We start from the raw sequence: 20,364 nt of genomic DNA, 5'->3' as shown, positions 1-20,364 counted from the left end.
CTACTCGGCCAATTGCGCCCGCGCGACATATTGCCGGTGATGCCTAGCGGTGGCGACTTCACCACGGGCATGTCCATGGGCGAATGCACCGAAGTCATGGTCAAGCACTGGGGCGTGACTCGCGACGCTAGTGATGCCTTCACTGTGCGTAGCCACAAGCTGACTCTTGCGGCACTGGCTGCCGGCCATTTGCAGCAAGATATCGATGCCGTAGAAGTTGACGACACACTAGTCAGCGACGACAACTCGCCGCGTGCCAACTGCACGCTGGAGTCGTTGGCTAGACTCAAGCCTGTGTTTGATAAAACCTCGGGCATCATCACCGCCGGTACGGCATCACGCTTTACCGACGGCGCGGCAGCACTTCTACTTACCAGCGAAGCTTATGCCGCCGAGAACGATTTAACGCCACTGGCCTGTGTGCGCGACTACGCTTTTGCTGGCGTCAGCGACATCGGCAGCGAGATGCTGCTTGGCCCGGCCGCGAGCATTCCGCGCCTGCTGGCCAAAAATAAACTCAGCGTCGAAGACATCGGCGTGTGGGAATTGCACGAGGCATTTGCTGCACAAATTTTGGCGAACCAAGCCTGCCTCGAGTCCAGCGAATTTGCCCAGCAATATCACGCCGGATGGGTGGCTGGACGCATTCCATTAGAGCGCTTAAATGCCTGGGGTGGATCGCTAGCGCTGGGCAACCCGTTTGCCGCTACTGGCACTCGCTTGCTGATGACTGCTGCGCGCCGGATGCACGCCGAAAACGCGCGCTATGCCGTGGTGTCGAGCTGTGCTGGCGGCGGTTTAGGTGCTGCGGTGTTGTTGGAGCGGGTGTAAGTCAAAAAGCTAAACGCTAGAAAGCAAAAACCCGCCTTATCAGCGGGTTTTTGTTTGGCTTACTTGTGAAGCAAAGCCTTAAAGATGGTGCGCTAGAGAGGACTTGAACCTCCACGCCTTGCGGCACCAGAACCTAAATCTGGCGTGTATACCAATTTCACCACTAGCGCATCGGCGCGCATGATAGCAGAGCCGATTGCTAGCTGCCATGCAGGCGGTGCAATTTTTTTAAAATCATACCGCCAAGTAGGCAAGAGAGTTACGCAACGCCTCTTACGAAGCCCGCATACGTCGTGTTTTCCTCGTGCCGCGCACATTCGCCACCACTGTTGCGGCAAAAGACCATAGCCCCGACTCATTGGGCTTAGGCACTTTACCATTACCCATGCGATGTAATTGGCGCGTGTACCACGACACTTCCATGATGGCCATGCGATCGACCATGCCAATACCCGTTTTAATCGGCTTAACGCGATAGCGCATTTCTTCGCCCGCCAATAAGCGATTAGCGGCATCTGGCTCGATGGCCAAAGGACGACCCAAACCGATCAAGTCCAAGGCACCCGAATCTAGCGCTGCTTGCATGACCGCTAATGTGCGAAAGCCACCCGTCACCATTAATGGCGTGCTGATATGCTCACGCACGGTTTCGGCAAAAGTTAAGAAATACGCTTCACGCTCGATAGTCGAGGCCTTAGCACCAGTCATCGCCGGCGCTTCATAGGTGCCGCCAGAGATTTCGATCAAATCGATGCCGGCATCGGCCAAGGCCTTGATGGTGGCAAGTGACTCTTCCTCAGTGAAACCGCCACGTTGGAAATCTGCCGAGTTCAGCTTAATGCCAATGGGGAAATCGGCGCCGACCTGCGCACGCATGGCGGCATACAGCTCGAGCACAAAGCGACGGCGTTTTTCAGGCGTTCCGCCCCAGCCATCTTCACGCACATTGTGCCGCGGCGATAAAAACTGGCTGACCAAATAGCCGTGCGCACCATGAATTTGCACACCAGCAAAGCCGGCTTTTTTAACGATGCCTGCGGCATTGGCGAAACGCGCAATGGTGTCGAGAATTTCAGCCTCGGTCATCTCGCGTGGCGTCGCAAAAAATGACTGCATTTCAGCTTTAAACGGAATCGCCGAAGGCGAAATATTTTCGCGATTCAAACCTTTCGGCGATTGCTTGCCAGGATGATTAAGTTGCACCCAAATGGCCGTGTCGTAGTCGCGGCCAGCCTGTGCCCATTCTTGCAGTAGTGGCAAATCGCGTTCGTCTTCAATCACCACATTGCCCGGCTCGCCTAAAAAGCGGCGATCGATCATGACGTTACCCGTCATCAGCAAGCCCGTGCCGCCTGCTGACCAACGCTGATATAAGCGCACCAAAGCTTGAGTGACGCGATTATCCATGGTGCCCATGGCTTCGCTTAAGGCCGACTTCGCAAGGCGATTCGGTAAAGTAGCGCCATTGGGCAGCGTCAGAGGGACAGCTAAAGACAAGGACATGGTCGGGCTCCGATAAAAGTGAGCCCGAGTATAGACTATGACCTAGGCGCTGCGTATGGCCGACAAACCAACACGACTAGGCACGTCGGCATCGCCATGTAGGGTAATCAAAGCATCGCCCATGGCTTGCTCACACACCAATGACAACGCGCGAGCATCTCGTTCAGCCACCGCTTGCACTGGCAAGAACTGAACATCAACACGAATGCGCTCACCCGCCAGCACATTAAACAAATGCGGCACTAAATCATCGTTTCCAATAAATGGCGCTAAGGGGTGTAAGGCATCACCCTGGCGATAGCAAATAACGATGGGCTGAACCTTGCAATCGGTATCGCAAGCAACGGCGAATAGCTTAGGGAAAAAGCGCTGCACGCGATGACCATCGGTAGTGGTGGCTTCAGGGAAAAACAGCACACTACGGTTCGCAGCTAGTGCTGACTTCATCGAGCCTTGCACACGCGCTGAGTCACCTGAACCACGCTGAATAAACAAGGTGCCGACCGCCTGTGCCAAATGCCCAATCAATGGCCATTTAGCCACCTCGGCCTTGGATAAAAAATCCACCGGCGCAATGCCGCCAAGTACCGGGATATCCATCCACGAGACATGATTGCTGACCCATAAGCTCACGCCAGTGGTCGGCGTGCCATGCACATTAACATCGAGATTTAGTCGTGAAGCCAGACCATGCAGCCACCAGCGCACAATAGGTCTATGCCACGATTTCGGCTGTGTAAAAAACATGCCTGTGAGAAATGCCAACGTGCAGCCTGTGAGCAAATGCAGGACAATAAGCAGCAAACGCCATAATAGGCGCGGGCTAAATGGAGGGGTTTGCATCACGGCGGGGTGCTCGCGTTTACTTCGGGGCGTTCGTACTCGGCTCACGGCATCCTACATTTAGGCGGTCTTTAAGAACCGTTGAGCATACCGCCCTGCCATCGCTTGTACATCTAATAATATGAAGACATCGGCGCAGTTGAACTCTGGGTCCCAGCAAGCCTCACCACCAATCTGACAACCCATGCGTAAATACGCTTTGAGTAATGGCGGCAAACTGACACTGCCAACCATATCGCTCGAAAGCACGATTTCGCGTGTTGGACTTACACGCAACTCATTGGCAACAAAGTGCTTTTCACGCAATGTTGGCATCACGCTTGCCAAGGTCGTGCCGCCATCGGCAAGGCTAATGCTGGCGCAACCGATTAGGTAGCTAAAGCCTTCGCGCATTAAATAATCGGCCATGAATGACCAAAGCACAGTGATAGCACCACCGGAGCGGTAATCGGGGTGCACACAGGTGCGGCCAATCTCCAAGATACGCCCAGGCAAATTTTCTAGCGCGGAGACGTCGAACTCATTGGCTGAATAGAAGCCACCCGCTAAGCGAGCTTGCTCTTGGCTGAGTAAGCGTGTGGTTGCTACTAAACAATCGTTGGCTACGTCGTAAACTGTGATGTGGCGGCAAAACAGGTCGTAGCGATCATTATCAAGGCCATCGAAGGCCACGCCATACTCCATACCAAAGACTTCCGCGCGCAGCACTTGCGCTGCACGCATAGCATCGGGGGTATCGGCAAAGCGGGCTTCTAGGATAGGCTTCTGGCGCACTGCCTCGACCTGTGCGGCAACCTTAGCTTTCTTGCTAGCCTTCTTCGCAGCTTTAAAGCTTAAATTGCGCAAGAGTGACATGGGCATTGAAACCAGTGTTGGGACACGGCGAGTAGTCATAGGTCGGCTCTTATTTGTCGTTTTCATGCACGCAGTGTCATATCTAGCCATGTCGACAACGTGACAGATAGGTGACAATTAAGTGACAGGCCAAAGGCTTGCCATCGCACACATAGGAAGCCACATGGATCTCTCGCTCAGCGCCTTAGCACTCTATGCCGCCACCGGCATTTTCTCGGGCTTTTTAGCAGGGCTTCTAGGCATAGGCGGCGGCATGATCATCGTGCCCGCCCTACTCTGGAGCTTCCACTTGCAGGGCATTAGTCCTGAAGTCTCGACTCATATGGCCGTTGGCACTTCGCTCGCCTCTATTTTACTGACCTCTGTTAGTTCAGTGCGCACCCATCATCAGCATGGAAATGTTGACTGGCCGCTCATGGCCAAGCTCTCTATTGGTCTGATGATCGGCTCCTGGTTCGGCGCGCAAATTGCTCATGCCATGCCTGCTCGCACGCTGCAAATCATCATCGCGATTTTCGCTTTATGGACCGGCCAACACCTGCTGCGTGGACGCAAAGCTCAAGCACAGGACAAACCGTTTCCGGGCACTGCAGGAACTATTGCCGCTGGCAGCGTCATCGGCACCGCGTCAGCAATTTTCGGCATTGGCGGCGGCAGCTTAACCGTGCCATTTCTCGTGCATCACGGCATGCGCATGCAACGTGCCGTTGGCTCAGCTGCCGCCGGCGGCTTTCCCATCGCACTCGCCGGCAGCCTGGGCTTTCTTTGGGCAGGATGGTCAGAGCCCGGCCTGCCCGCAGGTAGCACCGGCTTTATTTATTGGCCGGCATTACTCGGACTCAGCATTACTAGCCTGATTTTTGCCAGCTTTGGCGCTCATGCAGCGCAACGCTTGCCCGCTGCACAATTAAAACGCTTATTTGGCATTTTGTTGCTCGCCGTTGGCGTACAATTTCTATTCGGCTTTCACTAAGCCCCTTCGATTGCACTAGATAAAAACCATAAGCATCATGACCGAAAAGCACTCCCTCGACACGCCAATAGAAAGTTATGACCCCGAGCTCAGCGCTCGCGTGTACTGCATCCCAGAACAACAAGCCCTGCGCATTAGCGTGGGCTTGCTGCTAACCCTGTACGCACTGATTTTATCCAGCTTGCTGCCACAACCTGCTTGGATCTTCATTGCCATACCCATAGCCTATGGGCTTGCCCACGCCGTGCTCGGATATATTGAGGGTCGCAAAGGCTCATCGCATCGACTCAGTGGTGCCATTACCGCGCTAGATATTGCCCTGTTCCTGCCCGCTCTATGGTTCGACCCCTTAGCTAGCACGCCGACACTATTGCTCGCTGGCCTATTTTTTGGTCTCGCTAGCGTGCGCCATCGCAGCATCACATTGACCAAACTAACCTTGTGGATGCTGGCACTGGCCGCAATAACACTTATTGCCCGCGCTGCAATAAGGCCCGAACTCGCCATACTACCACTGCTGGCTAGCGCTGTTGTACTGCTGCTTTTACATGGCTTGGTCATCATGTTTCGCCATCACAGCATGGACTTACGCACCATTGCCGACCTTGCACCACACGATGATAAAGAGACCGGCCTAGCCACTCGCTCTACGCTCTATGCCACTGCGCAATTGCTGTGGCCTCTCGCGCATCGGCAAAATATGCCGGTGTCTTTGCTTTATGCCGTGGTCGATCCAGAAGTCACGCTAAACGATGCTATTGCCAGCAGGCAGTTGAGCTTAGAGCTGGCACAAGCCATGGCATCGGTGGCGAAATCACACTTACGTGGCTGCGATATTTTAGTGCGCTATGATCGCCTGCGTTTTGTCTTCATCTTGCTTGATTGCCCACATAAAAACGCCGACGAGATTGCGCAGCGATTGCAAACTGCTTTTCAGCAGGCCCTACAAGTAACTGGCCACAGGGCTCAGGCATACATCAGCGCAACGTGGCTGCCAACATTGCCGCTAGCACTCGACCCCATGCTCTCTGCACTGCATAGCGCCCTAGATAGAGCGCGCCAACGTGGCCAAGCACACGCTGGCGCCGTTTATACCAATCCAGAACGACCACATTAAATGTGACCGAGCTCGGCTCATAAACTGTCCGACAAAGTGCAAAAAAATCCTGTTTGCACATAATGCAAATCGGTTTACAGGGTGTTATGATGCTCGCGCTTTAAGCCGTCAACCGCTGCCGCAACAGCCTGATTGGTCGAGAGCATTCGAATTCGTTGTTCTAACCTGAGAGATACTTATCATGCAAATCAAAAAAGTTGCTATTTTAGCCGCCGTTGCTGCAACCCTAGCCATTGCTGGCTGTGCAAAGAAAGAAGAAGCTGCTCCAGTTGAAGCTACTGTTGAAGAAGCAGCTCCAGTTGCTGAAGAAGCTCCAGTTGCCGAAGAAGTTGCTCCAGTTGCTGAAGAAGCCGCTGTTGAAGCTGCTCCAGCTGAAGAAGCTGCCGCTCAGTAATGCGGTGAGGCTTACGCCTCAAGAAAAAGGGGTGCATTATGCACCCCTTTTTTATGCCTGAAATTTGGAGATACTCATGACTTGCCCTTGCGGTTCCTCACTAGCACTAACCGAGTGCTGCGGCCCAATCATCGCCGGCTCACCCGCCCCTAGTGCTGAAGCCATGATGCGTGCGCGCTACACTGCTTATACGCAGCACAATATTGACTTCATCATGGCCTCTACACACCCCGATGGCCGCGCCGATAGCGACATCGACGCCATGCGTGCATGGGCTGAAACAGCCGATTGGCAAAGCCTAGAAGTATTACAAGTAGAAGCAGGCACAAACCAAGATCGTAAGGGTCTGGTAGAATTCAAAGCGCACTACCTCATCGGTGGTGTGAAGCATCATCATCACGAAGTCTCGGGCTTTGTTAATTCCGATGCCGGTTGGCAATTTCGCGATGGCGAAGTGCTGCACGCCGGCCCATCAGAAAAACTCAAGCCCGTGGTCAATGAATTAAAAATTGGCCGTAACGACCCCTGCCATTGCGGCAGTGGCAAAAAATTTAAGAAATGCCACGGCGCTTAAGCGCTGGCTAAAACGGAGAGATAAAATGAGCCACGACCCAATCGTGATTGTTAACGGCGCCCGCACCCCAATGGGCGGCTTTCAAGGCAGCCTCGGCAGCGTCATCGCTACCGATCTCGGCGCCATTGCCATCCGTGAAGCCCTGAGCCGCGCCGGCGTTGCTCCTGAGCTAGTGCAAGAAGTCATCATGGGCTGCGTGTTGCCAGCAGGCCTGAAGCAAGGCCCAGCTCGCCAAGCCGCACTCAATGCCGGCATTCCAGCAGCCGCAGGCGCTACCACCATTAACAAGCTTTGCGGTTCAGGCATGAAAGCCACCATGTTGGCTCATGACTTAATCGCCGCTGGCACCAACGACATCATGGTCAGTGGTGGCATGGAGTCGATGAGCAACGCACCGTACATCCTGCCGAAAGCACGTGGCGGCTACCGCATGGGTCATGGCCAAGTCTTGGACCACATGTTCTTAGATGGCTTGGAAGATGCTCGCACTGGTCGCCTAATGGGCTCATTTGCGCAAGACATGGCCAACACATTGGGCCTAACTCGTGAAGCCATGGATGACTTTGCGATTGAATCACTGCGCCGTGCCAATGCGGCCATTGCCAATGGCAACTTCAAAGCCGAGATCGTGGCGGTGCCCGTGCAATCGCGTAAAGGCGAAACATTGGTCGATACCGACGAGCAACCAGGCAACGCCAAGCCAGAGAAAATTCCTACCTTGCGCGCAGCTTTTGCTAAAGACGGCACCATCACTGCCGCCAACGCCTCATCCATTTCCGATGGCGCATCGGCTCTAGTTTTGATGAAAGAAAGCAAAGCAGCTGAGCTTGGCTTAAAGCCACTGGCACGTATTGTCGGCCACGCAACTCAGTCACAAGACCCCAGCGAATTCACCATCGCTCCTATTGGCGCAATGAACAATTTGTTTGCCAAAATCGGCTGGAGCGCTGAGTCGGTCGATCTGTTTGAGATCAACGAAGCATTCGCTATGGTCACCATGGCCGCGATGATCAAACACAACTTGCCGCATGAGAAAGTCAACGTTTACGGCGGCGCCTGCGCGCTCGGTCATCCCGTTGGCTCAACTGGCTCACGCATCATTCTCACGCTAATTCACGCGCTCAAACAACACGGCAAAACTCGTGGTGTTGCCGGCCTGTGCATTGGTGGTGGTGAAGCCACAGCCATGGCTATCGAGATTATTTAATCCGATTGAAACCCCAGTAGACGCGCCCAATGGTGCATCTACTGGGCAGGATTTCTGCTAGCGTCTATAACGTCACGCTAGGCGTTAGCAGGAAACCACTCTATGCACTTTCTTCGCGTCATCATGCCCTTTCGCTACTTAACGTGGCTACTTAGCGGCTTCGGTTTTATCGCCTCGCTCGTGTTGTTTTGGCTCTACCCACTGATAGGCACCACGCCCGTATTAGTGCTCGGCGGCCTCACCTTATTGGGCGCGCTAGATTACTTTCAGAAGAAGCAGGCAATTCGCCGCAACTACCCAATTTTGGCGCACTTTCGCTTTCTTTTTGAATCGATACGCCCTGAAATCCGTCAGTACTTTCTCGAATCAGATACTGAGGAAATCCCCTTTTCTCGCGCACAACGCAACTTGGTGTATCAGCGCGCCAAAAATGTAGTCGATAAGCGCGCCTACGGCACCATGGCCAATGTCTATGGCGACGATTATGAATGGATCAACCACTCCATCCACACCAAACATATCGAGAACAATGACTTCCGCGTGACCATCGGTGAAGGCAATTGCGCCCAGCCCTACTCGCTTTCGCTGTACAACATCTCGGCAATGAGCTTTGGCTCGCTTTCCGCCAATGCCATTCTGGCGCTCAACAAGGGCGCCAAACTCGGCAACTTTGCCCATGACACTGGCGAAGGCTCGATCAGCCGTTATCACCGTGAGCCTGGTGGCGACTTAATCTGGGAAATTGGTAGTGGCTACTTTGGCTGCCGCCAGCCCGATGGCACGTTTAGCCCTGAGCGCTTTGCCGCAAACGCCGCCTCTGGCCAAGTTAAAATGATCGAAATTAAGCTTAGCCAAGGTGCAAAACCCGGCCATGGCGGCATCTTGCCCGCGGCAAAAGTGACTCAAGAGATTGCCGATGCGCGTGGCGTTCCAGTCGGTGAGGACTGCATTTCGCCATCGAGCCACTCAGCTTTTAATACGCCCATTGAGCTCATGGAGTTTATTGCGCAATTACGTGAGCTCTCAGGAGGCAAGCCCGTCGGTATTAAGCTTTGCATTGGTCATCCTTGGGAGTTTTTTGCTATCTGCAAGGCCATGATCAAAACCAATATCACGCCCGACTATATCGTTATCGATGGCGCTGAAGGCGGCACAGCAGCAGCGCCAGCCGAGTTCACCGATCATTTAGGCACGCCCATGCACGAAGGCTTAATACTCGCGCACAACACTTTGGTGGGGCTGAATTTACGCGGTCGCGTCAAGCTTGGTGCAGCAGGGAAAATCGTCTCTGCCTTTGATATTGCTCGCACCTTGGCCTTAGGCGCGGACTGGTGCAACTCTGGTCGTGGCTTTATGTTTGCTCTCGGCTGCCTGATGTCACAGACCTGCCATACCGGCCGCTGCCCAACCGGCGTAGCAACACAAAGCTGGTTGCGTCAACGCGCGCTAGACCCCGAAGACAAAGGTAATCGTGTCTATTATTTCCACCAAAATACGCTGAAAGCCTTGGGGGAAATAATAGGCGCAGCAGGTTTAGCTCACCCCAACTTACTTCGGCCGCATCATATTGTTCGCCGCGTATCGGTGAATGAAGTCGCGCTCGTGTCGGCGTTGGTGCCGTATTTGCAGCCAGGCGAATTACTCAAGCATTGCCCACAACATCCGGTCTATCAGTTGTTTTGGAAGATGTCACAAGCAGAGAGTTTCGATCCGGCCATCACTCCAGCTGAAGCGGCGGAAAGGTCGGCTGCGTTAGTTTAAATACGCGCTGCGTATTTTGCCAAAATGCCCGAGCTAATACCTCGGGCGACTCCGGCCTTAACTGGCAAAAAGCATCAAAAACTGCGGGCAAATAAGCCGAGCTATTGCGTACTCGTTCGCCGACTTCACGTGCGCGGCCATCGCTATGCTGCTCACGCTGCGGCCAAGGCACCATATCTGGCGCATCAGTCTCAATGAGCAAGTGCGCTAAGGGTATTTGCGTGGCTATCTCGCGTAATTTTCGCGACTGTGGATATGTGAGCGGCCCGCCCAAGCCTAAACTCAGACCAAGCTCAACATAGGCCAGCGCCTCTTGCACACTGCCAGAAAACGCATGCACAACGCCGCCTTGCGAAAACTTCACACGCTTTAGGCTACGCACAATGTCGGCATGGCAGCGGCGGGCATGGATAATTACGGGCTTGCTATACGCTTGTGCTAACGCCAGCTGAGCTTCAAAAAATCGCTGCTGCTTATGCCACATATCTGGCGTGATGAGTTCCGGTAAAAATCGATCGAGGCCGATTTCACCAACCGCGACAAGCTCAGATGCGCTAATTAAGTGCGCCTCTAGAGCCTGTAAGTTAGCTTCCTCATGTTCAGCGATATATATCGGGTGCAGGCCTAATGCGGGCCACAAGACTGGCTGCTTGGCGTGCGCGCAGAGCGCCATCAACGCCGGCCAACGCGGGGCTGCATATGCAGGCACCACAATGCCCATCACGCCCGCCTCGCTCGCTGCCTGCATCACCTGCTCACGATCACCATCAAACTCAGGCGCATCGAGATGGCAGTGGCTATCGAGCAAAGGCCAATGCACGTTAGCGCTCAGGCAAATAATCTGGCTTCAGCACATCACGCAGGCGGTCATAGCTAATAGTGATCGTCGGGGTACCCATGGAATACGGCCCGATGGCGTAAGGGTCATATTGTAAATCTAAGCCTTCAGGCGTTAGCAAAAACATCGATGTTGACTGAAATGGCCAGCCAGCATAGTTAAGCGGATCATCCTGCTGATCTACCCATTCGCGATGAACCCGACGGGCGATTTGCCAGAATTGCGTCTCTTTTTCGGGCAGCAAAATATCAGTCAAGCTCAGCGCGCGCTTATTGGCTCGATCGTAGTTAATCGTGCTAATAGTGGTCATGCCGTGAGCGCCGCCAGTGTAGCTATAGGCCAATACTTCGATCACCGAGACATCGCCAAGGCCGGGCAAAACACTGACTCGAAAAATCTGTTCCCAAGGTTCTTGAGCTTCCATGGCATCACGCAGAAAATCCTGCCCCTGCTTGCTCAGCGCAGCTTTTGTCGATAGTCCAGCAGGGGCATTGACCTGATCCAACACCAAGCTATTCAGCTCCGCATTGCGTGGAAACTCGATCCACTCGACCTCAAAACTAGCGCAACGATCGCCGCAGTCGATGCTGTCTTTTAGCGTAAAACGAATCGGATTGGTCGTGAGCGCAGGAGCAAAAGTAGCTGGCTGCTCAATCGCTTCAACGGCTGCCGTTGGCGCTACTTTTTCAGGCTCAAGCGCCGCCTCAGGCTTACGCTCGCAGCCAGCTAATACAGCAACGGCGCACAGTGGCAATATCAGACGTAACGCTTGCATTAATGCTCTCGAGTAGGCGAAAAAATAATGTCAGGATAACGCTCTTGCATGATCTGTAAATTCACGCGTGATGGCGCCAAATAAGTTAAGTGGCCGCCGCCATCAAGCGATAATTGATCGTGTGCCTTTTTCTTAAACTCAGTAAGTTTGCGCTCGTCGCTGCATTGAATCCAGCGCACCGTAGAGACGTTAACCGGCTCATACACGCACTCAACTTTGTATTCCTCTTTCAGGCGAAAGGCGACAACATCGAACTGCAGAACGCCGACTGCACCCAAGATTAAATCATTGCTAATTTGCGGCATGAAAACCTGAGTAGCACCCTCTTCCGACAACTCTTTCAGACCTTTTTGCAGCTGCTTACTTTTCAATGGATCACGCAGGCGCACGCGGCGAAACATCTCCGGTGCAAAGTGCGGAATACCCAAAAACTGCAGGTTTTCGTTCTCGGTAAAAGTGTCGCCAATTTGGATGGTGCCGTGGTTATGCAAGCCGATGATATCGCCGGGCCATGCCTCTTCTAAATGCGCACGCTCACCCGCCAAAAAGGTCAGCGCATCGGCTACACGTACTTCTTTGCCTAAGCGCACATGCTGCAATTTCACACCCTTTTCATAGCGTCCAGAACAAATGCGCAAGAAGGCAATACGGTCGCGATGCCTAGGGTCCATATTGGCTTGAATTTTAAAAACAAAACCGGAGAACGTAGGCTCCGTCGGCTCAACTACGCGCTGCTGTGCTTTTCGTGCCAATGGCGTTGGTGCCCAATCAACAAAGCTCGAAAGCACATGATTGACGCCAAAATTACCTAAGGCGGTGCCAAAAAATACTGGTGTTTGTTTGCCTGCTCGAAATAGCTCAAGGTCAAAGCTATGGCTAGCGCCCTGCACAAGCTCAAGCATATCGCGTAGCGCAGCGGCTTGGTCACCAAGTGTCGAATCGGCCTCTGGGTTATTCAGACCATCGATGCAACGGTCAGGAATAATCTCGTGGCCATGACCTTGGGTGTAGAGATAGAAGCGATCTTCAACGAGATGGTAAACGCCTTTAAAGTCACGACCAGCACCAATGGGCCAAGTAATCGGCGCGCACTGAATGCCAAGCACCGACTCAATCTCATCGAGCAGTTCAATAGGGTCACGAATTTCGCGATCAAGCTTATTCACGAACGAGACAATTGGCGTGTCGCGTAGACGGCAGACTTCCATCAGCTTGACGGTGCGATCTTCAACGCCTTTGGCAGCGTCGATAACCATTAGCGCCGAGTCAACAGCAGTCAGCGTGCGATACGTGTCTTCAGAGAAGTCTTCGTGGCCTGGCGTGTCGAGCAAATTAATGGTGGCGTCGCGATAGGGGAACTGCATCACCGAGGTGGTGATGGAGATGCCGCGCTGCTGCTCCATAGCCATCCAGTCCGAAGTCGCGTGGCGATCAGATTTGCGCGACTTCACTGTGCCGGCAACCTGAATCGCCTTGCCCCAGAGCAGCAGCTTTTCGGTGATGGTGGTTTTGCCCGCATCAGGGTGAGAAATGATGGCAAATGTGCGGCGCGAGGCGACCTCGGCGGCCAGCTGTTCGGTAAAGCTCATGGGCGTGTGTTCGCTCGAAAAATCTAGCTAGACAGTATACGCCATCAGCACCGCATCCTCACTGCCCTGCGCATCGCGATAGTAGTTTCTGCGCAAGCCCATTTCGTTAAAACCCAGCGCGGTGTAGAGCCCGATAGCGCCAGTATTGGAGGCACGCACTTCCAGAAACCAGAGCGAAATGCCTGTCGTCATAACCGACTCCATCAGGTGCAGCATAAGCAAGCGGCCATAACCTTTACCGCGCTCAGATGGCGCGATGGCGATGTCGAGCAAATGCGCCTCATCGACTATTTTTTGCACGAAGGCATAGCCCAGCAAGCGCTCATTTTCGTCACATAGCACGATGCCTTTATGCGCTGCTAGCGACTCTTCAAGGCCACGCATGGGCCATGGGCTAGGATGCGAAACTTGCTCGATGGCAAAAACCGCCGCTAAATCGGCAGCGCTCATATCGCGAAAATAACTTGTCATGGGAAGGTGCTTAGCGAGTCTCAGTGGGGCGTTAAATAGCGCCGTGCAGTTTGAGCATGAGCTCACGTTTGCGCAATGGCTCAGCGAGCAAAGCTTGAAGACTAGGCAGGCATTTATGCTCACTTGGCGCGGCCACACTCAAGTTTTCGCCAAATACAACACAGCTCATGTGTTCCGCGTGCTGTGTTTGCAACCATCCAGCCAAGGCCTCTTGCGCTACGGCTTGTGTGGCCGCCAAGCCAGGTATGGGCCAATGGAATTGCGCAGGCATGCCTGCCGCTTGGTGCTGCCATTGCTGCGCAGAGCAAATGGCAGCCCACAATCTCGCCTCTGAGCCCTCTAGTGCTGGCTGATTATCGAGATCAATCAATGCGATATGCGTGGCATTTATGGGCACTAGCAGTAGGCTAAATCGCGCTACTAATGGCTTATTAGGCTGAGGAATGGGCGCTGATACAGGGGCTTGTGTTGGCTCAGTACTTTTTGGAAGCAACAGCACAGGTTCAACCGTTCGTGCAGCAGCACTAGGCTGGCCACCGCGCAGAGCCTCGCGGGCAGCTAATGCAGCAGCAGGCAAAGCTGCAGGTAGTGAAACACTTGGCGATGAAGCCTTTGTGACAGCAGAAGGCTTGATGCCCGCGGAGGTCGCCGCCAAAGCATTAGCGACAATAGACGACGAGCTGACCGAGGGTAAAACCGGCGCATCACATTCCACCGATGCCGCCGCGCCCGGCAAGGCCGAGCGTGCACGCAATAAATCCAAGCCTAAAGCCTGCAAATACGAACGCCGCCTCGGCTCATTTAATGCCTGTGCTTGCACGGCTTAAATTGCCTCGCCTTGTGGATGAGCACGCGATACACCGCCGCGCAGCAGATTCAGCGCATTCAAATAAGCTTTCGCACTAGCAATAACAATGTCGGTATCGGAGCCGTGACCATTGATAATGCGACCTGCCCGACTCAAGCGCACCGTCACCTCGCCTTGCGAATCGGTACCGCTGGTAATGGCGTTTACCGAATACAAATCTAGCGATGTACCTGAGTTCGCCACCGCCTCGATAGCTCGGAACGTGGCATCGACTGGGCCTGATCCAGTAGCCGTTACCACTTTATCAACGCCGTCCACATTCAAGGTCAGCTGTGCTTCAGGCTTGGTGCCAGTTTTCGAGGTAACCTCAAGACTGACTAATTTAAATACTTCTACGGCATTCGGTTGAGCATCACTAACCAAGGCGTGAATGTCTTCATCGAAAATTTCATGCTTTTTATCGGCTAATTCTTTAAAGCGCACAAAGAGTTGGTTGAGAGAATTATCGCTGCCCACCGGAATGCCTAGCTCATCGAGGCGAGCGCGAAATGCGGCACGACCTGAGTGCTTGCCGAGCACCATTTTATTCGCGCCCCAGCCCACATCTTCAGCGCGCATAATCTCGTAGGTTTCACGATGCTTGAGCACGCCATCTTGGTGAATGCCGGACTCATGAGCAAAGGCGTTCGCACCGACAATGGCTTTGTTCGGCTGCACCGGAAAGCCGGTGACGCTTGATACCAAGCGCGAAGTCGGAACAATTTCCGGCGTCCAAATCGTGGTTTCCACTGGAAATAAATCAGGGCGCGTTTTTATCGCCATAACAATTTCTTCGAGCGCGGCATTACCGGCGCGCTCGCCGAGGCCGTTAATCGTGCACTCGACTTGGCGGGCGCCTTGCAGCACAGCCGACAACGAGTTCGCCACTGCCAAGCCTAAATCATTGTGGCAATGCACAGAGAAAATGGCTTTGTCGGCGTTAGGAATGCGCGCCAAAAGCTGGCCAACTGTGGCACCAAATTGGCCGGGAATAGCATAGCCAACAGTGTCTGGAATATTGATCGTGCGCGCGCCGGCATCAATAGCCGCTTCGATAATGCGGCATAGGAAATCGATCTCAGAGCGCCCTGCATCCTCACAGGAAAATTCAACATCTTCGACCAAATTGCGCGCGTACTTCACAGCACGCACAGCGCTTTCCAGCACGGCATCGGGCTCTTGGCGCAGTTTGTATTTCATGTGGATGGGAGAGGTCGCAATAAATGTATGAATACGCGAGGCATTAGCCGGCTTTAGCGCCTCTGCTGCGCGATCAATATCTTCAGCGCGAGCGCGTGATAATGAGCAAATACGCGAATCTTTCACCGCCGCCGCTACCGCGCGAACAGCTTCAAAGTCGCCCTGTGAAGCAATCGCAAAACCAGCCTCAATGACATCGACTCGCATGCGCTCCAGCGCTTTACCAATGCGCACTTTTTCTTCAAGCGTCATCGAGGCGCCGGGGCTTTGCTCGCCGTCGCGCATGGTGGTGTCGAAAATTATTAATTTATCTTTGCTCATCACATCACTTCCATTTTGAAAAGCTCGCCGACATTAGCCGACGCATGTATTCATTAGATAGTGAACGATCAGCAATAGGTTCTCAATAAACTATTTCTTTACTGAGTCGGCAAAACGCCATTTCAAGCATTATGTGTGCTTATCAGCGCCCAACTATTGAAATAAATTAAATACAATCAATGCACTGTAAACACTCCAGAAAAGCCGACATTCGTTCGCGTGTTTTTTCGCCAAAAATCTGTCACATTTTGACCAATATCTACGCAATCATTGCTAGTCTGCGCGCCTGATTTTTTGCACTTAACAGGTTTCGCTTTTATGTCATTCGCTTCAAAGCAATTGCCAACGCCCTGCATCACTTATCCAACGCAGCCAACGCTCCCGCACGACGTGGCGGCGATGCACGAGCGCCTCAGCCAAAAAACTAAAGAACCACAAGCTGAGCTAGCCACTGCATTAATCCAAACTGCCGCTGCAGAACTTATCGATACCTTTTTTGCTGACTTGCTAAACAAGCTTGTGGCAGCAGATGAGACCGAGCACAGCTATCGCGAAGCTCGCGCAGTGGTACGCGACATCAACGAAAAATTGACGCACTACCTAGGTTGGGCATCGAGCTTTTTTAGCAACGATCGCATCCGCCCTGCGGTCGCGCACTATCACAGCATGTTGTATATGCTGCCCGAGGCTGATGGCCTGCGCGGGCATATCGCGTTTAGTTGCTCTAGTGACTTGGCGCAACGCATCGATGCCATGCTGCCGGCATTACACAACGGCCAAGCTGAGAATGCGCACGATGCCATTGAGGCGTTAATTGAAGTGATTGATGCCGCTATGCATGCGCTGCTGATCACGCCGAAAAAGCTGATGAAGTTTAACTTTGTCGTGGATAAGACCCTGAGCGGCGTTATCTCACTGACACAAACGGTGGCCTTCCGCAGCTTGCGCAAGCTTGCCCCGCATGTGCCTGCCGAGCACCAACCTATCCTCGCCGCGCACCTTCAGCGCGTGGTTAGCCTAGAGGCGGTTGCTCAAGTCGCTTAATGCCAAACTCCCTGCGCCACACTTGCTGCGGCGCAGGGAGCTCACATCTTCACACCTGCTTTAAACCTTCTCGGCGTGAAAAAACTGCTCAAGATGATCCGCCACCACTGAAAAATGCTCCGGTGGCAGCTGAGTGCCGAGTTTACGAAAGCTGCGATAAGCCAAGGCCATGGTCACTGAAATTACGCCATTGAGCGTTTTATCCACGACAAAGTTAAACTTCATGCGCTGCTTGGGCACAAACAACAATGGCTGCAATGCCTCGTCGATGACGCGAATCAACACTTCCACACCAGGCCGCAAATCTGTCGTTGCAGGATCACGCAAATTCACTAGCGATGCTACCGAATCTCGCGCTAATGCCTCGCTAATAGCAAAACATAAGTGCGCATGTGGGCCATCAACGGTGGACATACGCACAATCAGAGTTTGATAATGCGCCACCACTGGCGCTAAGCGCTCATTGCTAAAAAATCCGGTAATCCAGCCCAAGTAATGCCGCGTCTTGCCTTTAATATCTTCAATAACGCCATGCGCTTCGCGGAAGCCCTCTTCGCCTGTCTCATCAAGCATTTGCTTAATGATATTGCCAAAAAAGGCATCGATGATGTCGCAAGAGGCATCGGTGATTAGACGGCCGGCGAGCTTAGCTTGTGAGTTTTTACTACCGCGCTGCAGATGATCATTAAGCACGGCAATTTCATCGGGCAAGGTGTCGCTAACACGGCAAGCAATATACGGTGGCGTAGGCATATTTACTGAGTCCTATCAAATAACTGCAGGCAAAAAAAAGCCCAGCTATGCTGGGCTTTTTAACACAACTTACAGCAGCTTACATCATGCCGCCCATACCACCCATGCCGCCCATATCAGGCATCGATGGGCCAGACTTATCTTCTGGCGCATCAGTGATCATGCATTCAGTGGTCAGCATCAGGGCTGCAATCGACGCCGCGTGCTCAAGTGCTGAACGCGTGACTTTTGCAGGGTCCAAAATACCCATGGCCAGCATGTCGTTGTACTCACCAGAAGCGGCGTTGTAACCGTAGTTACCTGTGCCTTCTTTCACTTTATTGAGTACGACCGAAGCTTCTTCACCAGCGTTGGTGACGATTTGGCGCAATGGCGCTTCCATGGCGCGACGCAAAATGTTGATACCGGCATTTTGGTCTTCGTTATCGCCGCGCAGCGTTTCTAGCGCCGCAACCGCACGAACCAATGCAACACCACCACCAGCAACCACGCCTTCTTCAACGGCCGCACGAGTTGCGTGCAGCGCGTCATCAACACGGTCTTTCTTCTCTTTCATTTCAATTTCGGTAGCAGCACCGACTTTGATCACGGCAACACCGCCAGCCAATTTGGCCACACGCTCTTGCAGTTTTTCTTTGTCGTAATCAGATGTTGCTTCTTCGATCTGCATGCGAATTTGCTTCACGCGCGCATCGATTTCTTCGGCCTGACCAGCGCCATCGATGATGATGGTGTTTTCTTTCGATACGACAACTTTCTTTGCCGAACCCAAATCATTAATCGTGGCGTTTTCCAAGCTCAGGCCGATCTCTTCCGAAATCACCGTGCCGGCAGTCAATGTCGCGATGTCTTGCAGCATGGCTTTACGACGATCGCCAAAGCCTGGGGCTTTCACGGCGCAAACTTTCACGATGCCGCGCATCGAGTTCACTACCAATGTAGCCAGCGCTTCGCCTTCAACATCTTCAGCAATCAGCAGCAATGGTTTGCCTGATTTAGCCACTGCTTCCAACACTGGAATCAGTTCGCGGATGTTAGAGATTTTCTTGTCGACCAAGAGAATGAATGGGCTGTCGAGTTCGGCCGTCATCGTGTCTTGTTTGTTGGAGAAGTATGGGCTGACATAACCACGGTCAAACTGCATGCCTTCAACCACTTCCAACGTGTCTTCGAAGCCAGAGCCCTCTTCAACGGTGATCACGCCTTCTTTACCAACGCGCTCCATGGCTTGTGCAATCAAATCGCCAATGGTGGTGTCGGAGTTAGCAGAGATCGAGCCAACTTGGGCAATCGCTTTGGTGTCGGTGCAAGGTGTCGAGATGTTTTTGATCTCGGCCACAGCAGCGCGCACGGCTTTATCGATGCCGCGCTTCAAATCCATTGGATTCATGCCAGCAGCAACAGCTTTCAAGCCTTCGTTGAGAATGCTTTGTGCCAACACAGTAGCAGTCGTGGTGCCATCGCCAGCGATATCCGCTGTTTTCGAGGCCACTTCTTTCACGAGCTGAGCGCCCATGTTTTCGAACTTGTCTTTCAGTTCGATTTCTTTAGCAACTGTCACACCATCTTTGGTGATGTGCGGAGCACCGAAGGATTTATCGATGACCACGTGGCGGCCTTTAGGGCCCAAGGTCACTTTCACCGCATCGGCCAAAATATTTACACCGGCAATCATGCGAGCGCGTGCGGAATCACCAAACTTTACTTCTTTAGCAGCCATGGAATTTACTCTCCCAAATTAGGTTAAAAAAACAGGGCTTAGCCCAGAACAGCAAAAATTTCAGACTCTTTCATGATCATCAGCTCATCGCCATCGATCTTCACGGTGCTGCCGGCGTATTGGCCGAACAACACTTTGTCGCCCACTTTCACATCTAGCGGACGCACATCGCCATTTTCTTTAATGGTGCCGTTACCAACAGCAAGCACTTCACCTTGCGATGGCTTTTCAGCGGCCGAACCAGGCAACAAGATGCCGCCAGCTGTTTTGGTTTCTTCTTCAACGCGGCGAATCACAACGCGGTCATGCAAAGGACGAATGTTCATAAAACCTCCAGGTTTTGGCGTGAAATAAATGCTCTTGCGAGCGGATATAAATCCGTGGCGCCTTAAAGATCGCCTTGTTGTCATAGGTGGGGGCGCAGCGCAGCGCTTCAAGGGCAAAGATGAAAATTTTTGCAGCAATCGTCGCCGATACGCGGCTGAGTCGTTAGAGTGTCTGCACATTAGATGAGAGCCGTCATGACCAAACGCGCCAATGCCGCTAAAGGCACCGAAACCAACACCTCCTTGATCGCCGCCTTTGGCCTACCCGCCGCACGCACCATGTTTCTTTTTGGCTTTGCCTCCGGCCTGCCATTTTTACTGGTTGGCGGTACGCTCTCGGTCTGGCTCAAAGACAGCGGCATCTCGCTAGAAAGCATCGGCCTAATAAGCCTCGCCAGCCTCGCCTACGCCTTTAAGTTTTT

The 20,364-nt window shown here is 53.1% G+C and carries 20 protein-coding genes, 1 tRNA gene and 1 pseudogene; 9 read left to right on the top strand and 13 right to left on the bottom strand.

What is annotated here, in order from left to right; genetic code table 11:
* On the top strand, nucleotides 1-831 hold an 831-nt coding region (locus tag AC3DKE_RS04970; RefSeq protein WP_487990166.1), incomplete at its 5' end, for a thiolase family protein.
* 85 nt (nucleotides 832-916) lie between these two features.
* On the opposite strand, the gene AC3DKE_RS04965 is transcribed toward AC3DKE_RS04970, so the two are convergent.
* From AC3DKE_RS04965 to AC3DKE_RS04950, 4 genes are all read right to left on the bottom strand, one after another.
* A tRNA-Leu gene (locus AC3DKE_RS04965) sits at nucleotides 917-1,001 on the bottom strand.
* 103 nt (nucleotides 1,002-1,104) lie between these two features.
* On the bottom strand, nucleotides 1,105-2,334 hold the full coding sequence (locus tag AC3DKE_RS04960) for an NADH:flavin oxidoreductase/NADH oxidase family protein (RefSeq protein ID WP_379067763.1): 1,230 nt from the start codon (nucleotides 2,332-2,334) through the stop codon (nucleotides 1,105-1,107).
* Nucleotides 2,335-2,376: 42 nt separating this feature from the next.
* Nucleotides 2,377-3,177 (bottom strand): lysophospholipid acyltransferase family protein, encoded by an 801-nt coding sequence (locus AC3DKE_RS04955; protein ID WP_487990177.1) that lies wholly within the window; start codon nucleotides 3,175-3,177, stop codon nucleotides 2,377-2,379.
* A gap of 60 nt (nucleotides 3,178-3,237) precedes the next feature.
* Nucleotides 3,238-4,071, bottom strand: a complete 834-nt coding sequence (locus AC3DKE_RS04950; RefSeq protein WP_340675181.1) for a GNAT family N-acetyltransferase — start codon at nucleotides 4,069-4,071, stop codon at nucleotides 3,238-3,240.
* Nucleotides 4,072-4,195: 124 nt separating this feature from the next.
* On the opposite strand from AC3DKE_RS04950, the gene AC3DKE_RS04945 reads away from it, so the two are divergent.
* From AC3DKE_RS04945 to AC3DKE_RS04920, 6 genes are all read left to right on the top strand, one after another.
* The gene (locus AC3DKE_RS04945) at nucleotides 4,196-5,005 is read left to right on the top strand and encodes a sulfite exporter TauE/SafE family protein (RefSeq protein WP_484216379.1); all 810 of its coding nucleotides are present in this window, start codon (nucleotides 4,196-4,198) and stop codon (nucleotides 5,003-5,005) included.
* A gap of 37 nt (nucleotides 5,006-5,042) precedes the next feature.
* Nucleotides 5,043-6,122, top strand: coding sequence for a diguanylate cyclase domain-containing protein (locus AC3DKE_RS04940; RefSeq protein WP_487990165.1), 1,080 nt, complete (start codon nucleotides 5,043-5,045; stop codon nucleotides 6,120-6,122).
* Nucleotides 6,123-6,303: 181 nt separating this feature from the next.
* Nucleotides 6,304-6,516 carry a hypothetical protein gene (locus tag AC3DKE_RS04935; protein ID WP_487990164.1) on the top strand — a complete coding sequence of 71 codons (213 nt, stop codon included), beginning with the start codon at nucleotides 6,304-6,306 and terminating at the stop codon, nucleotides 6,514-6,516.
* Between the two features lie 76 nt (nucleotides 6,517-6,592).
* Nucleotides 6,593-7,090 (top strand): YchJ family protein, encoded by a 498-nt coding sequence (locus tag AC3DKE_RS04930; protein ID WP_340675177.1) that lies wholly within the window; start codon nucleotides 6,593-6,595, stop codon nucleotides 7,088-7,090.
* 25 nt (nucleotides 7,091-7,115) lie between these two features.
* Complete coding sequence (locus AC3DKE_RS04925) at nucleotides 7,116-8,297, top strand: acetyl-CoA C-acyltransferase (protein WP_340675176.1); 1,182 nt, start codon at nucleotides 7,116-7,118, stop codon at nucleotides 8,295-8,297.
* Between the two features lie 102 nt (nucleotides 8,298-8,399).
* Entirely contained in the window at nucleotides 8,400-10,058 is a 1,659-nt protein-coding gene (locus AC3DKE_RS04920) for an FMN-binding glutamate synthase family protein (protein WP_340675175.1), read from the top strand.
* On the opposite strand, the gene AC3DKE_RS04915 is transcribed toward AC3DKE_RS04920, so the two are convergent.
* The 6 genes from AC3DKE_RS04915 to AC3DKE_RS04890 are packed head-to-tail and all read right to left on the bottom strand — an operon-like array spanning nucleotide 10,015 to nucleotide 16,099.
* A complete protein-coding gene (locus AC3DKE_RS04915; RefSeq protein WP_487990163.1) occupies nucleotides 10,015-10,878 on the bottom strand; it encodes a TatD family hydrolase in 864 nt (287 codons plus the stop codon). The two genes, AC3DKE_RS04920 and AC3DKE_RS04915, sit on opposite strands and share 44 nt — an antisense overlap.
* A 1-nt stretch (nucleotide 10,879) precedes the next feature.
* A complete protein-coding gene (locus tag AC3DKE_RS04910; RefSeq protein ID WP_340675173.1) occupies nucleotides 10,880-11,671 on the bottom strand; it encodes an RsiV family protein in 792 nt (263 codons plus the stop codon).
* A complete protein-coding gene (locus AC3DKE_RS04905) occupies nucleotides 11,671-13,260 on the bottom strand; it encodes a peptide chain release factor 3 (RefSeq protein WP_340675172.1) in 1,590 nt (529 codons plus the stop codon). The genes AC3DKE_RS04910 and AC3DKE_RS04905 overlap by 1 nt, the downstream gene beginning before the upstream one ends.
* A 27-nt stretch (nucleotides 13,261-13,287) precedes the next feature.
* Entirely contained in the window at nucleotides 13,288-13,731 is a 444-nt protein-coding gene (gene rimI, locus AC3DKE_RS04900; protein WP_340675171.1) for a ribosomal protein S18-alanine N-acetyltransferase, read from the bottom strand.
* Nucleotides 13,732-13,762: 31 nt separating this feature from the next.
* Nucleotides 13,763-14,551: a hypothetical protein gene (locus AC3DKE_RS04895; RefSeq protein WP_484216381.1), complete on the bottom strand. Its 789-nt coding sequence runs from the start codon at nucleotides 14,549-14,551 to the stop codon at nucleotides 13,763-13,765.
* Between the two features lie 3 nt (nucleotides 14,552-14,554).
* Nucleotides 14,555-16,099, bottom strand: coding sequence for a 2-isopropylmalate synthase (locus AC3DKE_RS04890; RefSeq protein ID WP_340675169.1), 1,545 nt, complete (start codon nucleotides 16,097-16,099; stop codon nucleotides 14,555-14,557).
* 318 nt (nucleotides 16,100-16,417) lie between these two features.
* On the opposite strand from AC3DKE_RS04890, the gene AC3DKE_RS04885 reads away from it, so the two are divergent.
* Nucleotides 16,418-17,143: a hypothetical protein gene (locus AC3DKE_RS04885; protein ID WP_411730047.1), complete on the top strand. Its 726-nt coding sequence runs from the start codon at nucleotides 16,418-16,420 to the stop codon at nucleotides 17,141-17,143.
* 60 nt (nucleotides 17,144-17,203) lie between these two features.
* Here the strand turns inward: AC3DKE_RS04885 and AC3DKE_RS04880 are convergent, their stop codons facing one another.
* The 3 genes from AC3DKE_RS04880 to AC3DKE_RS04870 all read right to left on the bottom strand — a co-directional run bounded on the left by AC3DKE_RS04880 (nucleotide 17,204) and on the right by AC3DKE_RS04870 (nucleotide 19,942).
* Nucleotides 17,204-17,896 (bottom strand): hypothetical protein, encoded by a 693-nt coding sequence (locus AC3DKE_RS04880; RefSeq protein WP_411730046.1) that lies wholly within the window; start codon nucleotides 17,894-17,896, stop codon nucleotides 17,204-17,206.
* Nucleotides 17,897-17,975: 79 nt separating this feature from the next.
* Nucleotides 17,976-19,616, bottom strand: a complete 1,641-nt coding sequence (gene groL / locus AC3DKE_RS04875; protein ID WP_340675166.1) for a chaperonin GroEL — start codon at nucleotides 19,614-19,616, stop codon at nucleotides 17,976-17,978.
* Nucleotides 19,617-19,654: 38 nt separating this feature from the next.
* Nucleotides 19,655-19,942 carry a co-chaperone GroES gene (locus AC3DKE_RS04870; RefSeq protein ID WP_340675165.1) on the bottom strand — a complete coding sequence of 96 codons (288 nt, stop codon included), beginning with the start codon at nucleotides 19,940-19,942 and terminating at the stop codon, nucleotides 19,655-19,657.
* 195 nt (nucleotides 19,943-20,137) lie between these two features.
* On the opposite strand from AC3DKE_RS04870, the pseudogene AC3DKE_RS04865 reads away from it, so the two are divergent.
* A pseudogene (locus AC3DKE_RS04865) lies at nucleotides 20,138-20,364 on the top strand (hypothetical protein); the annotation flags it as partial.

This window comes from Paraperlucidibaca sp., assembly GCF_982810325.1.
This window is presented reverse-complemented; position numbering and strand designations above follow the sequence as displayed.

Excerpts from the sequence above, each read along its gene's own strand:
- rimI (WP_340675171.1), bottom strand. The coding sequence starts at position 13,731 with ATGACAAGTTATTTTCGCGATATGAGCGCTGCCGATTTAGCGGCGGTT.
- AC3DKE_RS04870 (WP_340675165.1), bottom strand. The coding sequence starts at position 19,942 with ATGAACATTCGTCCTTTGCATGACCGCGTTGTGATTCGCCGCGTTGAA.
- AC3DKE_RS04890 (WP_340675169.1), bottom strand. The coding sequence starts at position 16,099 with ATGAGCAAAGATAAATTAATAATTTTCGACACCACCATGCGCGACGGC.
- AC3DKE_RS04930 (WP_340675177.1), top strand. The coding sequence starts at position 6,593 with ATGACTTGCCCTTGCGGTTCCTCACTAGCACTAACCGAGTGCTGCGGC.
- AC3DKE_RS04960 (WP_379067763.1), bottom strand. The coding sequence starts at position 2,334 with ATGTCCTTGTCTTTAGCTGTCCCTCTGACGCTGCCCAATGGCGCTACT.
- AC3DKE_RS04920 (WP_340675175.1), top strand. The coding sequence starts at position 8,400 with ATGCACTTTCTTCGCGTCATCATGCCCTTTCGCTACTTAACGTGGCTA.
- AC3DKE_RS04945 (WP_484216379.1), top strand. The coding sequence starts at position 4,196 with ATGGATCTCTCGCTCAGCGCCTTAGCACTCTATGCCGCCACCGGCATT.
- AC3DKE_RS04885 (WP_411730047.1), top strand. The coding sequence starts at position 16,418 with ATGTCATTCGCTTCAAAGCAATTGCCAACGCCCTGCATCACTTATCCA.
- AC3DKE_RS04955 (WP_487990177.1), bottom strand. The coding sequence starts at position 3,177 with ATGCAAACCCCTCCATTTAGCCCGCGCCTATTATGGCGTTTGCTGCTT.
- AC3DKE_RS04905 (WP_340675172.1), bottom strand. The coding sequence starts at position 13,260 with ATGAGCTTTACCGAACAGCTGGCCGCCGAGGTCGCCTCGCGCCGCACA.
- AC3DKE_RS04880 (WP_411730046.1), bottom strand. The coding sequence starts at position 17,896 with ATGCCTACGCCACCGTATATTGCTTGCCGTGTTAGCGACACCTTGCCC.
- AC3DKE_RS04940 (WP_487990165.1), top strand. The coding sequence starts at position 5,043 with ATGACCGAAAAGCACTCCCTCGACACGCCAATAGAAAGTTATGACCCC.
- AC3DKE_RS04950 (WP_340675181.1), bottom strand. The coding sequence starts at position 4,071 with ATGACTACTCGCCGTGTCCCAACACTGGTTTCAATGCCCATGTCACTC.
- AC3DKE_RS04910 (WP_340675173.1), bottom strand. The coding sequence starts at position 11,671 with ATGCAAGCGTTACGTCTGATATTGCCACTGTGCGCCGTTGCTGTATTA.
- AC3DKE_RS04935 (WP_487990164.1), top strand. The coding sequence starts at position 6,304 with ATGCAAATCAAAAAAGTTGCTATTTTAGCCGCCGTTGCTGCAACCCTA.
- AC3DKE_RS04925 (WP_340675176.1), top strand. The coding sequence starts at position 7,116 with ATGAGCCACGACCCAATCGTGATTGTTAACGGCGCCCGCACCCCAATG.
- groL (WP_340675166.1), bottom strand. The coding sequence starts at position 19,616 with ATGGCTGCTAAAGAAGTAAAGTTTGGTGATTCCGCACGCGCTCGCATG.